This is a genomic window from Pelagicoccus sp. SDUM812005, assembly GCF_031127875.1.
In the GTDB taxonomy this organism is placed as follows: Bacteria; Verrucomicrobiota; Verrucomicrobiia; order Opitutales; family Opitutaceae; genus Pelagicoccus.
In genome coordinates, this window is sequence record NZ_JARXIA010000001.1 from 458,010 (window position 1) to 472,480 (window position 14,471).

Annotated in this window: 11 protein-coding genes; 10 read left to right on the top strand and 1 reads right to left on the bottom strand. The window is 55.5% G+C overall.

The features are described 5' to 3' along the window. The first annotated feature begins 38 nt into the window (after window positions 1-38). From glpK to QEH57_RS01765, 9 genes are all read left to right on the top strand, one after another. Entirely contained in the window at window positions 39-1,544 is a 1,506-nt protein-coding gene (glpK, locus tag QEH57_RS01725; RefSeq protein WP_309004938.1) for a glycerol kinase GlpK, read from the top strand. Window positions 1,545-1,596: 52 nt separating this feature from the next. After that, entirely contained in the window at window positions 1,597-2,574 is a 978-nt protein-coding gene (locus QEH57_RS01730) for a D-ribose ABC transporter substrate-binding protein (RefSeq protein ID WP_309004939.1), read from the top strand. A 22-nt stretch (window positions 2,575-2,596) separates the two neighbouring features. Then, window positions 2,597-3,250 carry a DUF2291 family protein gene (locus QEH57_RS01735; protein WP_309004940.1) on the top strand — a complete coding sequence of 218 codons (654 nt, stop codon included), beginning with the start codon at window positions 2,597-2,599 and terminating at the stop codon, window positions 3,248-3,250. Then, window positions 3,247-4,785: a sugar ABC transporter ATP-binding protein gene (locus QEH57_RS01740; RefSeq protein WP_309004941.1), complete on the top strand. Its 1,539-nt coding sequence runs from the start codon at window positions 3,247-3,249 to the stop codon at window positions 4,783-4,785. The genes QEH57_RS01735 and QEH57_RS01740 overlap by 4 nt, the downstream gene beginning before the upstream one ends. 2 nt (window positions 4,786-4,787) lie before the next feature. Next, entirely contained in the window at window positions 4,788-5,768 is a 981-nt protein-coding gene (gene rbsC / locus QEH57_RS01745) for a ribose ABC transporter permease (protein ID WP_309004942.1), read from the top strand. Window positions 5,769-5,875: 107 nt separating this feature from the next. Further along, window positions 5,876-6,589 carry a PA14 domain-containing protein gene (locus QEH57_RS01750; protein WP_309004943.1) on the top strand — a complete coding sequence of 238 codons (714 nt, stop codon included), beginning with the start codon at window positions 5,876-5,878 and terminating at the stop codon, window positions 6,587-6,589. Between the two features lie 117 nt (window positions 6,590-6,706). Next, complete coding sequence (locus QEH57_RS01755; protein WP_309004944.1) at window positions 6,707-8,131, top strand: nucleoside hydrolase-like domain-containing protein; 1,425 nt, start codon at window positions 6,707-6,709, stop codon at window positions 8,129-8,131. Window positions 8,132-8,304: 173 nt separating this feature from the next. Further along, window positions 8,305-9,513 (top strand): DUF1593 domain-containing protein, encoded by a 1,209-nt coding sequence (locus QEH57_RS01760; RefSeq protein ID WP_343224743.1) that lies wholly within the window; start codon window positions 8,305-8,307, stop codon window positions 9,511-9,513. An 18-nt stretch (window positions 9,514-9,531) separates the two neighbouring features. Further along, window positions 9,532-10,383, top strand: coding sequence for a hypothetical protein (locus QEH57_RS01765; protein ID WP_309004946.1), 852 nt, complete (start codon window positions 9,532-9,534; stop codon window positions 10,381-10,383). Window positions 10,384-10,411: 28 nt separating this feature from the next. Here the strand turns inward: QEH57_RS01765 and QEH57_RS01770 are convergent, their stop codons facing one another. After that, a complete protein-coding gene (locus tag QEH57_RS01770) occupies window positions 10,412-11,965 on the bottom strand; it encodes a hypothetical protein (RefSeq protein ID WP_309004947.1) in 1,554 nt (517 codons plus the stop codon). A gap of 404 nt (window positions 11,966-12,369) precedes the next feature. Between QEH57_RS01770 and QEH57_RS01775 the strand changes: the two genes are divergently transcribed. After that, window positions 12,370-14,427: a beta-L-arabinofuranosidase domain-containing protein gene (locus tag QEH57_RS01775; RefSeq protein ID WP_309004948.1), complete on the top strand. Its 2,058-nt coding sequence runs from the start codon at window positions 12,370-12,372 to the stop codon at window positions 14,425-14,427. Window positions 14,428-14,471 lie beyond the last annotated feature (44 nt).

Here is a 14,471-nt window from a genome sequence, read left to right on the forward strand (position 1 = left end):
CGCGCCGCCAGAGCTTCCGCTCCGGATTAAAAAAATAAATGCCCCATTTCCTTGCCATAGACCAAAGCACCTCGGCCACCAAGGCTCTGCTGTTTAACGAACGCCTAGAGTTGCTCGATCGAGAAGGCATCGAGCATGTCCAGCACTACCCAAGAGCGGGGTGGGTGGAGCATGATGCGGAGGAGATTTGGCAGAACCTCTTGACGGTCGCGCGCCGGCTCTTGGGGCGACGACCCGCCGAGGCGGAATCATTGTGTAGCCTTAGCATTACCAACCAGCGGGAAACGATTGTCGTATTCGAAAAATCGAGCGGTAAGCCTCTCTATCCTGCTCTGGTCTGGCAGTGCCGTCGCGGCGTCGGCTTGTGCGATGCGGCGAACGCAGGCGGTTTGGGCCAATTGGTCGAAGAGCGGACTGGCTTGAAGATCGATGCCTACTTTTCGGCTTCGAAGCTGAAATGGCTGATGCAAAACGAGCCGGAAATCGCTCGTAAGGTGCGTTCGGGCGAAGCGCTGGTGGGGACGATCGACGCTTATTTGATCTATCGATTGACGGAGGGGCGTACGTTCGCGACGGATACGACGAATGCGAGTCGTACTTTGCTCTACGATATAGCATTGTTGCGTTGGGACGAGGCTCTTTGCGAACTTTGGGACACGCCTCTGCACGCCTTGCCGGAGGTCCGAGACTGCGAAGCCAAATTTGGGGAGACGACCTTGGGAGGTATCCTAAAGGAAGCTTTGCCCATATGCGGAGTGATGGGTGATTCCCAAGCGGCTCTATTCGCTCAAGGCTGTTACGAACCAGGCTCGGCTAAGGTAACTTTCGGCACGGGTTCGTCGATCTTGTTGAATGTCGGTTCCGAAATGAAGCGCTCGGACAACGGGGTGGTGACGACGCTAGCGTGGACTCGCGGCGGGATCCCCACCTATGCAATGGAGGGCATCATTATCAGTTCGGCGGCCACTTTGGCTTGGCTGAAGAACCAGCTAGGCCTGTTCGAAAGCTATTCCGAGGTGGAGCCCATGGCCCGCGAGCTCACGGGCAACGGTGGCGTGTACCTTGTTCCCGCGTTTACGGGGCTCGGCCTGCCTTATTGGAAAGCCGATGCGAGGGCGACGATCGTAGGGCTGAGCTCGCAGAGCGATCGGCGTCACCTGGTGCGGGCCGGAATCGAGTCGATGGCCTATCAAGTTAGCGAGGCATTGGCGGCGATGCGTGAGGATGCTGGCGTGTCGCTTTCGGGGCTTAAGGCCGATGGCGGAGCCACGAAGAATTCCTTTTTAATGCAGTTGGTCGCAGACTTGTGTCGTGTGGATTTGTCGGTCGCAGGCATGCCGGAATGTTCTCCATTGGGAGCGACCATGGCTGGAATGCTCGGAATGGGCCTTGTGGTGTCGCCGGAAGACTTTTCCTTAGGATCGGCCGAAGGTTTTACCCCTCGGATGCTTGCCGAAGAGTCCGATCGACTATTAGGTGAATGGCGTTCCGCAGTGCAACAGACCCTCGCCCCTCTCGAGGCTAAAGACCCGTTGTATTTGTAATGATTTACTGATTACGAAGAATCTAGATATCCCCCGAAAAAATACCCAAAAAATGAATACACAAAAACTACCCGTTGGGGCGTGGCTTGTTGCCATTTGCTCTGCAATCTTTCTTCTCGCTGGCTGTGGCAAAGGCGAGGACGGCGAAGCTGGCTCCGACTCTACGGGGCCGAAGCGAATGGCTGTGGTCGTATCGACCCTTAATAATCCTTGGTTTGTGGTACTTGCGGAAACCGCTCGGGATCGGGCGATCGAGCTCGGCTACGAAGCCACGATTTTCGACTCGCAAAACGATCCGTCCAAAGAATCGGTTCACTTCGACAACCTGATCGCCTCTGGGTACGACGCGGTCCTTTTCAATTGCACGGATGCAGAGGGCTCCATCGCCAACGTGCGTCGCGCCAAGAAGGCTGATATTCCTGTCTTTTGCATGGACCGAGAGATCACGGCGAACGACGTAGCGGTTTCTCAAATACTTTCGGACAACTATTCCGGTTGCGTCGCCTTGGGCGAGTACTTCGTCGAAACCGTCGGGGAGTCGGGCGAGTATGCGGAGCTGTTGGGAATTATAGCCGATACCAACACCTGGAATCGCTCCAAGGGATTCCACAGCGTAGTGGATCGCTTTCCTGGTTTGAAGATGGTTGCCCAGCAGTCCGCTGACTTCGACCGGGCCAAGGCCTTGGAAGTCATGGAGTCGATCCTGCAGGCAAACCCGAACATCAAGGCGGTCTTCTGCGGTAACGACGCGATGGCGATGGGCGCCTACCAAGCCTTGCTCGCGGCCGGCAAGGCGAAGCAGGTGAAGGTCTTCGGCTTCGACGGAGCGGACGATGTCGTTCGTTCGATTGCGGAAGGCAAGATAACGGCTACCGGAATGCAGTTCCCCAAGCGTATGGCGCGAACCTCGGCGGAAAGCGCTCATGCCTACATCAATGGCAAGCGCGATTTCGATCAGCGCACCTTGGTTGCGGTCGAATTGGTGACAAAGGAAAACGTATCCAAATTTGGCGACTTCGGTCGCAAATAGTTTCTGCTTTGCTGGAAATTCCGTGTCTTATCTCTCGTCGAAATTTGTACGTTGGGGCGGCTCGGTGGCTTTGCTCGCCATCCTCTGGCTCGTATTGCCTCCCTTCAGGATCGTCTCCTTGGACGAGAACGGTAAGCTCCCTTCTAATGGAAAAGGGGATGCTGCCTTTGACGCAGGGGAGTTTGCGGATCGCTTTTGGGAGGAAACCTTGGTTTCCAGCATGGACAGCGCGACGCCGCTCAGCGACTTGCTTGAGGCGATCGATGCCGATCTCGCTTCGGCTAAGCGGAGCTATGGCGAGCAGAAGGGGGAAGGAGCTCCCGTTTACTTCTATGCAGGGGGAGAGGGCACCGTGGTTGAGATCAAAGGCCGTCGGGCCACGCTTCAAGCCCACGGGGCGCGCGTCAACCTGCTGATTGCGCCTCCTGTATTTGGAAATACAGTACGAGATGGAACTGGGTTGCTGAGCGTCAACGAACTGCCTGGCCTAGAGGAGTTCAATGCGGTTTCTGCTGCCCTGAACAAGAAGGTCGAGTTGGAAGTGATGTCTGTTCTGAAGGATAGTCTTTCGCAGGGGGTGAAAGTGCGTTTCGTTGGCTGCTCGAAAGTTCCCGAGGCCTTGTCTGACGGGGCGAACCTGGAATTCACTCCATTGCGAGTGGAGATAGCGGAATGATTTCTGAAGCGAAGTGTATCCTCGAAGCCGAGGAGATCGTTAAGACCTTTCCAGGCGTTAAGGCTCTCTCGGGGGCGGGGTTGAGCGTTTACTCCGGGCGGCTGGTAGCATTGCTGGGTGAAAATGGCGCGGGGAAATCGACTTTGATGAATGTGCTTTCGGGCGTTTTTCAGCCCGATTCGGGTACGATTCGAGTCGATGGTGAATGTGTCCAGTTTGCCAATACGCGAGAGGCTCAGGCCCGCGGTATCGGGATCGTGCACCAGGAGTTGAATCTGATTCCCTATTTGTCGGTGGCCGAAAACGTGTTTCTCGGAAACGAACCTAAATCCTGGAGTGGCTTGGTTGACTTTCGCAAGATGGAGGCGGAAACGGCCAAGGTCCTCGAGCGGGTCGATTTGCGAGTGGACCCGAGCGAACTCGTTTCGAACCTTCGGGTCGGCCAGCAGCAGTTGGTTGAGATTGCCAAGGCCTTGGCCTCCGAAGCTCGTGTCTTGATCCTGGACGAACCGACTTCATCGCTATCGTCTCATGAAGTGGATACTTTGTTTTCGGTGGTGCGGGACTTGAAAGCGGATGGGGTGGGCTTAATCTATATTACCCACAAATTCGAGGAACTTGCCCCAATCTGCGACGAGGTCGTGGTGATGCGAGACGGTCAGCGAGTGGGGGAAGGGCAGCTTGCGCAGATGAGCCGCGATCGGATCGTGCAGCTGATGGCTGGACGGGAGTCCAAAGAGTTGTTCCAAAAGGCGGATACGGTACTTGGAGAAGAGGTTTTGCGAGCGGAAAGCGTAAGCTTGCCCGCCCAGGGCGTGGGTCGTCCCTTTTTGGTGAACGATGTTTCGCTTTCGCTGAAGAAAGGCGAAGTCCTTGGGTTGTTTGGCCTCGTGGGAGCCGGCCGTACCGAATTGCTCGAGTGCTTGTTCGGCGCCCATGCCGGGGTGGCGACCGGTACCGTTTTCATCGATGGCGAGGAGATCCAGTTTCGGACTCCGGCGGATGCTATCGCGGCCCGGATGGCGTTTGCTCCGGAAGACCGCAAGCGCGATGGATTGGTGTTGCCGATGAGCGTGTTGGAGAATGCGAGCTTGCCGACTTTGGACAAATCGGTTCGAGGCGGTTTGGTGGACGTATCCAAGGAAACTGAATACATCAAGCCGTTCATCGATCGGTTTCGGGTGAAGACGCCCTCGATGCAGCAAGCGGTGGTGAACTTGAGCGGCGGCAACCAGCAAAAGGTGATCCTGGCCAAATGGTTGGCGACCGAACCGCGAATCCTTTTGCTCGATGAGCCGACCCGCGGCATCGACGTAAACGCTAAGCGCGAGATCTATACCTTTATCGACGAGTTGGCCAAGGCGGGACTTGGACTGATCGTCGTCTCCTCGGAGCTGCCGGAAATCCTGGCCCTATCGGACCGGGTTATCGTGCTCTGCGAGGGCAGGAAAACAGCGGAATTTTCCCGCGAAGAAGCAACCCCTGAACGTGTTTTGCATGCCGCTTTGCCGGACGAGGTAGCGGTGATCGATTAGAAATGAATCCTGAAACCTTATCAGCAAACTTGAACCGCTTTCGCTCGCTACTGGCCTTGGGGCTGATGGTGATCGCGCTGAGCTTCCTTTCCGAGCAGTTTTTGACGGCCGAAAACGGCTTCAACATCCTGCGTCAGATTTCTGTGAACCTCTGCCTTTCGATCGGCATGACGCTGGTCATCGTGAGTGGCGGAATCGACTTGTCGGTCGGAGCGATCCTCGGGCTCGCGGGCGCGGTGGCTGCGGGACTTTTGAAAAATGGACTAGCTATCCCGCCTCTCGGTGTGGCTTTGGTCTTCACAACGACAGGAGCCATCTTGGCAGGCGTACTGGTGGGTGGCGCCGCAGGGTGGGCGAACGGGTTTGTCATAACGCGCTTCCGCTTGCCGCCTTTCGTGGCTACGCTGGGCATGCTCAGTATCGCTCGCGGCCTGACAATGCTGTGGACGGGAGGATTTCCGGTTACAGGCCTAGGCGATAGTTTTGGGGCGGTTGGTACGGGAACGTTTCTCGGAGTTCCGATGCCGGTTTGGATCATGGTGGCCATGGCGGCGTTGTTCGTGGTGGTGACGCGGAAGTCACGCTTCGGTCGCCACTTGTACGCCGTCGGCGGCAACGAGCGAGCTGCCCGCTTGACCGGCTTGCGCGTGAACCGGATCAAGATCGCCGTTTATACCCTGGCCGGAGCCTTGGCTGGTGTGGCGGGATTGATCGTGACCTCGCGTCTCGACTCGGCCCAGCCCAATGCGGGGCTTGGCTACGAGCTCGATTCCATCGCGGCGGTGGTGATTGGTGGAACTTCTTTGTCTGGCGGTCGCGGTACGGTGATGGGGACGGTGTTGGGCTGTCTTATCATCGGTGTCCTGAATAACGGTCTCTTTTTGCTAAACGTGTCGCCTTTCTGGCAACAAGTGATCAAGGGCGGCGTAATCCTCTTGGCTGTCGCTATCGATAAAATGAATACAAAGGAATCCGACGCTTAAAGATACCCGACGTTCTCGAACCCCGGTCAGGTTCGCAGATTCGTCCGTATGTCGAATCTCAATACCCACAATACTAAACTAAGAAAACTCAGAATACCCTAGTGATTATGAATATACGCCTGACCCAAGCCCTTGCTGCCTTTTTTACCCTTTCGACGGCGACGTTTGCGTACCCTCTGCAACCAGTTGGTGAAATTCCCAACGAAGCCGGCACTGGCCTAGACGCTCAGTTTTGGGCGCAGCCTGCGAAGTCTCTCAAGAGTCTCGGGCGACAAGCCTTGGATGTGATCCGTGAAGAACCAACGAATGCGACCTTCCGTTCGAGCGCTGTTCAGTACGGAGGAAACGATCTTTGGAGCTTGGAGAAATGGTTAGGTGACGACGTCGGAAGCTTGAGCTACCAAAACAAGCCAGACGCGAATGTGATGGGAGACTGCGTGTTGCGCTTTTCTGGATACATAGCAATTCCGGAAGCAGGTGAGGTGAGCTTTACCTGTTCTTCCGATGACGGGTCTATGGTTTGGATCGGTGGGGAGCTGGTTATTCTCAACGATGGGTACGGCGCTGCGCCGGGGGACTTTCCCGAGGGGACGGCGACCTTTGCGGAAGCTGGCTTGTATCCCATCGAAATTGCCTTCTTCAACGGTGACTGGGAGGATGGCCATGGAAATCACGGCGAGAGCATTATCCGCTTTTTTGTAGACGGAGAACCTGCGAGGAAGGGCGCCTTTTACTCCAAGAGCGAGCTTGAGGCGTCTCTCGGCTTCCCCGCTAATCCGCTAACGGATCCGGTTGGAACAGCTGTCGCGTTGAGTCGTTAAGAGTTCTAAGGTTATGACGGTATGGGGCTTGAATCTAGGTCTTGTCAGTAGCATCTTAGGATGCGGTCCGACCCTGGCTTTAAGCGTCGGGACGAACGCTCGGAAACTACCCAAGCTATGAAGAAACTACTAGCCATTTTGTCCCTGCTCCTTGCTTGCATCTCCCTGCAAGGAGGCGAATTAGAGAAACATCGCATGATCGTGCTCACTGATATGGGCGCGGATCCCGATGATGAGCAATCGCTGGTGCGCCTCCTGCTGTACGCGAACCAAATCGATATAGAAGGAATCGTGGCCACGACTTCCTGCTGGCACCGCGACAGTATTCGTCCGGACTTTATTCGGGACATCCTAGCGGCCTACGAAAAGGTCCGGCCAAACTTGCTCTTGCATGAGTCCGGTTATCCGTCGGCGGATACGCTTCGCTCTGTATCGAAGAAGGGAATACCTAAATACGGTATGGAAGGAGTGGGCGAAGGTATGGATACGGAAGGTTCCGATTGGATTATCGAAGTGCTGGAGCGAGACGACGAGCGTCCGCTTTGGATCAGCGTTTGGGGTGGGCCGAACGTTCTGGCTCAGGCTCTCTACAAGATCGACAAGACCAGATCGAAGCCGGAAGCGGAAAAGCTAATCTCCAAGCTGCGCGTTTACACGATCTCTGACCAGGACGACAGCGCCATGTGGATGCGTAAGACCTTTCCGAAGCTTTTCTACATCGTCACGCCGACGGATGACTACGGGAAGTCGACCTGGATCGCGATCAACAACAATCACGAGGGAGCCGACAATTCCTTGGTGAGCAATCCTTGGTTCGAAGCTCACATCCAGCAAGGTCACGGCCCCTTGGGTGCCCGTTATCCGGATACGTCCTGGGGATTCGAGGGGGATACCCCGGCTTTTCTGGGATTGATACCGAACGGCTTGAATCATATGGAAAAGCCTAACTGGGGGAGCTGGGGAGGCCGCTACGAGCTAAGCATACCCGACGTTAAGGATTTCCAAGACGGAAGTTCAGTGGTTGTTCCCGAGCCGGAGACTCGACCTATTTGGACGGATACTTCCGACACCTATACTCCGTATCGGAAAAGTGAATTCAAGCGGGCAGTAGAAAAGAGCGACAAGAGCTATAGCGGAAACGCAGTAACGCTTTGGCGTTGGCGCGAAGATTTCCAGAACGACTTTGCGGCTCGCATGGATTGGTGCACGCAACCTTACGATGAAGCGAACCACCCGCCAGTGGTTCACCTAAACCATCCACGGGAAATCAGGGTGAAGTCCGGTAAAGGATTTACGCTCGATGCCTACGGCAGCAGCGATCCCGATGGCGATAGTATCAGCTACCTCTGGTTCCACTACCCGGAAGCGGGAAGCTACAAGAAATTCGTTCCGCACAACGGTGCGGAAAACTTCGATCGCGTGAACTATACGGCGCCGAAGGTCGAAAAGGAGGAGACGATGCACATCATCCTGAAGTTGAGCGACAAGGGCACTCCATCGCTCACGCGCTACGCCCGCGTGATCGTAACAGTGGAACCTTGAGTCAAGGCGAGCTGACGAGAAAGGCGACCGTGAATCTGTTTAACGCATCATTGTGGAGCTTGAGTCGTCGCTTGCGGAGCTCGGCTCCTGCACTGCGGGGGCTGAGCTGCGGTCTTCTTTGCTTTGCCTTTGTCTCGGCATCTTTCGCTGAGCCTATATCTCGTCATAGAGTTATCGTATCCACGGATATTGGAGGAACGGATTTCGATGATTTCCAATCCATGGTGCATCTGCTGCTCTATGCAGACGTACTAGAAATCGAAGGGCTGGTTTCCTCTCCTTATGGTCCGGGGCGAAAGGAGCATATCTTGTCTGTGATCGACCACTACGAAGCGGACTATGGAAATCTGCGCACCTGGTCGGATCGCTATCCAACTCCGGATTCATTGCGGGCTATCACGAAGCAAGGTGAGCTGGAGATGGCGCCTTACGCTGGGTATCGAAAGCCGACCGAGGGCTCGAAGTGGATTGTCGCTTGCGCCCGCCGCGAAGATTCACGCCCGCTGCATATCTTGGTTTGGGGCGGATTGGAAGACGTGGCCCAAGCGCTGCACGACGCGCCGGAGATTTTGCCGCAATTGAAAATCCACTACATCGGCGGTCCCAACAAGAAATGGAGTCCGGATGCTTATCACTATCTCGCTACCCAATTTCCTTCGCTCTGGATGATCGAGTCGAATTCTACCTATCGCGGGTGGTTCGTGGGGGGAGCTCAGCAGGGCGACTTAAGCGCTCATTCATTCGCTGCGATTCATGCCGATGGCCACGGAGCTTTGGGTAACTTTTTCGCTCGGGGAATTTCTTTCGAATCAGCGATTCGGAGCGAAGTCAAAATGGGCGACACTCCCACAGTGGGATGGTTGTTGCAGGGCGATCCCAACATGCCGTTCCAAGGAGGTTGGGGTGGCCGGTTCGTTCGCGCCTGGACCCGGCCGTATTCGCATTTCGATAGGCTTACTACGGCTGAGGACGAAATCGAGTTTTGCTCCATCATGGAGCTTGAGCTGCCCTTGGGACCCGATTGCCCGAAAACGCCGCAACTGCGCATGGAGGTGGAGAACCAATCGCTGCTTGGGCATCTTCCTGGCGACGGTACGGTACGTTTTCGCTTTTGCCCAAAGTCGGCGAAAACCTTTTCCTACAAGATCGTAGGCGACGCCCCGTCGCTAAACGGAAAAGAAGGCAAGGTTACGGCTGTGCCCGCTTTGCCGGAACAGGCGCTTCGTCCAGATTCGCATTGGCCGAATTGGTGGACTGACGATCCGTCTCCTGCGGCGGCGGTAGCCGAGCACCAAGGGGCTCGTACTGTGAGCCAATGGCGGGAGGCGTTTATGCGCGATTTCGCTCAACGGCTAGACCGTTGCCGCTCGCCAAAACGATAAACTGAATACCAGAACATTATGAAAAAATACGCGTATCTCTTAGCTTCCTTTGCTTGTATCCAAATTTCTCAAGTGAGTATTGAGGCAGTTTCGCTTACTGAGGTCGTTTGGGGAGAGGTCGGTTGTTTCAAGATAGAGATGGAGATGGGGACGGTTTACTTTGAGAAGGACAATGGAGTCTCCGGATTTAAGAGCTTCGTCGATAATCAAGGAAACGATTGGGTTGCCTCCTATATGCCACCGGGGCCGAACGGTGATTTTCGGGGCTTTCCCAATAGCGTGGGAAACTTCGGTCATGCCGGACGCGACAGCGGTTCGAAAACGATTGTGGTGGACGATAGGAGGGAGGGGGATTGCGTTGTGCTCGAATCGAGCAACGAGACCTTTACTTTCCAGTATTGGTTTTTTGAGGACAGGGTTGCGATAAAGGTTCTGAAGTCAGAGGGCGACTATTGCTTCTTGCTGGAAACAGTGGCTGGCGGTACAGCCGACGAAGAGGATTACTTTGTGTTGGCTGACGGAAAGAAGCGGATACCGAGCGGAGAGTTTCTGGATATCACGCCGGAGTGGTTTTATTTAGGCGATCCGAAGGTGGATCATTTCCTTTTTCTGGCCAAGACGCCGGAGGATGACGCTCCCAACGAAAACCATCGACAGATTCGTCCAAACGGAATGCACAACATGGACCTCTACAGTTTCGGTCGAACCGGACGTGATCGCGGGTACAAGACCTTCGGCATGAGCGGTAATGAGCATGTATGTGTGATCGGCTTCGCATCGGCGGACCTCACCCATCAGGAAATGACGGGACTGATCGAAGGCTTCCTTGCCCAGCCGTTTGGCTCGGATGGTGGGGGAGTTGTAGAATGAACGCCAAACCGCCGATGCGTAATTTGCCCTAGCTGATGGTGTCGACGTTGTTGTCGAGGTTGTAGTAGTCGACTTTTTCGTTGGGGTCGGTCCCGTTGAGGAACTCCTCGATATTGCTGTATCCATCGCCGTCGCTGTCGAGGCGGCTGTCGGCTGCCGAGTGCGGGGAGAGGCGGTGCTGTTTTTCCCATGCGTCCGGCATGCCGTCGTTGTCGCTATCTTGCGGAACGTCTTGCGGAGAAAACGTGTACTCGGGATAGCTGCCGACTTGCTGGTGGTCGCTGATGATTCCGTTGCCGTAGGTAACCTCGCCGGTGCGTACCATTTCGATGACGCGGAGGTCTACGGCGTCTCTGCGGGGTAGGGTGGCTCCTGCTTTTTCGAGCACTTCGCGGTAGGCGACAGCGGCGCTTTGCTGGTTTACGGGCCACCCTTCGAAGGGGGAATTGACGCGGGCCATCTCGAGGGTACCCGCGCCTTCCTGGATCAGCACGCCTTTCCAGTTGTCGGCTGTGACCTCAGGGGAACCTTCGACAAGATTGCCTGCGATGTACCATTTGCCTGGGCGTTTACCGGTTTTTGGATACCAGCTGCCCTCGAAGCGGGAGCCTGGGGAAAGCATGTCGCGCTGCTCGATCTTGGCGATAGTGCTTAGCATGTTTTCGTTGGTGGCAGGACCAGGTTTGTAGTAGTTGTTGATAACGTTGATGAGGGAGGTTTCGTCTCCTCCGTCCATGGTCCGATGGCGCCAGTTGAAGATCACGTTGTTGCGGTAGTCGAATTCCCCGCTCATGCCAATGGATGGATTGCGGCCAGTGTTGCTTGCGAAGAGGTTGTGGTGGAAGGTGGAATCGGTACCGCCCCAAGTGCCGCCAAATTCATGCCCCGGCTTCATGCCTTCGCTGGAGATGCAGTACTGCACGGTCACGTTTTGCGTGGCGGTTTTGATGCGTAGCTTTTCGCCGGGATTGTGCGGATCGTCGTGGTATTCCATCCTGCGATAAAGGGAGAGGTTCTCGTCCCGTCCCCAGCTGGTGGAGCAATGGTCTACGACGACGTTGCGGTGCGGGTATCCGCCAATGTTGTCGGAACCTTGGCCTCCCGTTGTAATGCCTCTGCGAATACGAAGGTGTCGCAGGATGACGTTGTAGGTATTGATGTCGAGGGACGCGTATGCGATGCAAATTCCATCTCCCGGGGCGGACTGGCCGGCGATGGTGATGTGCGGGTTCTCGATCTCGAGGTTGGATTCCAGTTCGATCAGTCCTGCTACTTTGAATACGACGATGCGAGGACCTTCCGCCTCGATCGCGGCTCTGAGACTTCCCGGTCCGCTGTCCTTGAGGTTGGTGACTGCGATGACTTCCCCGCCGCGCCCGCCCGTAGCATACATGCCGCCGCCCCAGGCTCCGGGGAAGGCAGGAATCTTGTAGGGCAGTACTGGCGGTAAGGGAGGCGCCATGGCAGGAGGCGGCTCGACGAGTCCTTCCTGAGGGGTGCTGGGCGTTTGGGCCGGCGAGGGGACGGTTAAGGAGTGGGTGCACGCAAGCGCGAGCGCGATTTGAGGCAAGTTAAGCTTCATAGCGATTCTTTGAGGGTTCAGTTTAAGAAGTCGTTCAGCCCGTTTTACCGGAGGGGGCGCTGCGCGAGTGAACAGACTAGCAGAGCCACCCTTACGAAAAGGTTACCGAAAGGGATAAATCCCAAGAATGAGCGAATCTTACGGTGAAACAGGAATGAAATAAAGAATTGTTTCCTTTAGTTTCATAAAAGTTCTTGTCATTCGTTTTTGTGCCTTTACAGACTTTCAATCTCGATAATCATAGGTTTGTCCGGTGGCTGCTGGGGTAGAGCAGCTGCCGGGCGAGTTTGTGAAATAATACCCTGTTTCATTTTCTTTTTCTCTATCCCGCCCACTTTTGCTCCAAACCTGTTAATGCGTTACCCCAGCCCGCTTAGGTGCCGTGGGTAGCGTCCGTGAAAGCCATGTTTCAACGCTCCCTTATCCCATCCTTGCTCCTTTTTCCTTTCGCATTCGCTCAGGCGGGCGACCGTTCACTGATCGACACTTCGGCGTCGCCTCATGCGAAGATGTATATGGTCGAGATCGACGACGTGCATTGGCGGGACGGCTTTTGGGGCGAGCGTTTCCAGGTTCTTCAGGATTCGATGATCCCATACATGTGGGAGCTTTTCCAGGACGACTACGAGAGCCACGCCTGGTCGAACTACCTGCTTGCCGCGGGCTTGGGCAATGGTCGCGACGGTCATTTCCACGGTCCTCCTTTCAACGATGGAGACTTCTTGAAGTGGCTGGAAGCGGTGGTGAACGTTTATGCCCTTACCAAGGATCCAGAACTCGACGAGTTGATGGACAAGGTCATCGACGTCGTTGGCAAGGCGCAGCGCGAGGACGGATATCTGCACACGAAGACGATCATTCCGCAACGCCAAGGCGTGTCCCAGGCCAAGGAGTTCGAGGACCGCGAACACTTCGAAACCTACAACATGGGCCACTTGATCACGACCGCTTGCTTGCACTATCGCGTGACGGGAAAAGACAGCATGCTCAAGTTGGCGATTAAGGCGGCGGACTACATCGACGGGCTTTGCCGCGATGTGCCGCATGACTTGGCCCGCAATGCGATTTGCCCATCCCACTACATGGGGGTGATGGAACTGTATCGAGTGACTGGAGACGAGAAGTACAAGGACCTGGGGGCGCAGATGATTGAGATTCGCAGCTTGGTGCCCGAGGACATCGGTAGCGACCATAACCAGGACCGGGTTCCCTTTCGCGAGATGGAAGAAGCGGTTGGCCATGCGGTGCGGGCAAACTACCTCTATGCTGGGGTGGCTGACGTGGTGGCGGAAAACGGCGACATGACCCTGCTCGATCCGCTGGAAAAGATCGCGGAGGACGTAGCGACGCAGAAGCTCTATATCACGGGAATGACCGGGGCAATCTACGATGGCGCCTCTCCCGATGGCTCCAAGAAGCACAATTCTATAAAGTTGGTTCACCAGGCCTACGGCCGCGACTACCAGTTGCCGAACCTGACGGCTTACAACGAGACCTGCGCCACCATCGGGTACAATCTATGGAACTGGCGTATGCTTACGCTGACCGGGGATTCTGGATACATGGATCTTTTCGAGCAGACGCTGTATAATGGAATCATGGCCGGTATCAGCTTGGAGGGGACCGAATACTTCTACACGAATCCGCTTCGTAAGCTGGACGATTTCGATTGGCCGCTTCGGTGGGCGCTCACGCGGGCTCCGAATATTAAGAACAGTTTTTGCTGTCCGCCCAACGTATTGCGCACCATCGCAGAAGTGCACAACCACATGTATTCGTTGGCGGAAGGAGAGCTCTACGTGAACCTCTATGGTGCCAATGATTTGGATACGCACTGGAAAAATGGCGATCAGGTTAAGCTTCGTCAGAGCACGAACTACCCGTGGAATGGAGCGGTACGCTTAGATTTCGAGAAGGCTCCAAAGTCGAAGTTTGCCCTGCAGTTGCGGATTCCGGAGTGGGTTGATTCGGAGAAGACGCGGCTGGTGGTAAACGGAAAGACGATCGCGAGCGGCGTCGCTGGTGGACAGTATTTTGAAGTATCCCGTAAGTGGAAGGCGGGCGATGTGGTAGAGCTCGATCTCGGCTTCGAAGTGAGCCTCTACGAGTCGAACCCCTTGGTGGAGGAAACGCTAGGGCAGGTAGCCGTTAAGTACGGGCCGCTGGTTTACTGCATGGAGTCCAACGACTTGCCGGAAGGGGTAGACATTATGGATGTGGCTTTGTCCATGGACGCCGTTGAAGGAGGGGCTGTATTTGGCCAAAAGCAGATCGCCAATACGACGGTTACTACCGTGACCTTGCCTGCATGGCACTTGCAGAGCGAAAGGTGGAAGAGCGAAAGCCTTTATCGCAAAGCCCGCAAGCAGGAGGCCAAGCCGATCGATTTGGAATTCGTTCCGTACTACGCTTGGGGAAACCGAGGCGACACGAATATGACTGTCTGGCTGCAAGCGCGCTAGCGCCTGTCGCTAACTTTTTAATACCTTTCTCGTTTCCCAACCCC

What these genes read in the sequence shown, in the direction of transcription:
- glpK (WP_309004938.1), top strand. Translation starts at nt 39, where the DNA reads ATGCCCCATTTCCTTGCCATAGACCAAAGCACCTCGGCCACCAAGGCT.
- QEH57_RS01730 (WP_309004939.1), top strand. Translation starts at nt 1,597, where the DNA reads ATGAATACACAAAAACTACCCGTTGGGGCGTGGCTTGTTGCCATTTGC.
- QEH57_RS01740 (WP_309004941.1), top strand. Translation starts at nt 3,247, where the DNA reads ATGATTTCTGAAGCGAAGTGTATCCTCGAAGCCGAGGAGATCGTTAAG.
- rbsC (WP_309004942.1), top strand. Translation starts at nt 4,788, where the DNA reads ATGAATCCTGAAACCTTATCAGCAAACTTGAACCGCTTTCGCTCGCTA.
- QEH57_RS01750 (WP_309004943.1), top strand. Translation starts at nt 5,876, where the DNA reads ATGAATATACGCCTGACCCAAGCCCTTGCTGCCTTTTTTACCCTTTCG.
- QEH57_RS01755 (WP_309004944.1), top strand. Translation starts at nt 6,707, where the DNA reads ATGAAGAAACTACTAGCCATTTTGTCCCTGCTCCTTGCTTGCATCTCC.
- QEH57_RS01765 (WP_309004946.1), top strand. Translation starts at nt 9,532, where the DNA reads ATGAAAAAATACGCGTATCTCTTAGCTTCCTTTGCTTGTATCCAAATT.
- QEH57_RS01770 (WP_309004947.1), bottom strand. Translation starts at nt 11,965, where the DNA reads ATGAAGCTTAACTTGCCTCAAATCGCGCTCGCGCTTGCGTGCACCCAC.
- QEH57_RS01775 (WP_309004948.1), top strand. Translation starts at nt 12,370, where the DNA reads ATGTTTCAACGCTCCCTTATCCCATCCTTGCTCCTTTTTCCTTTCGCA.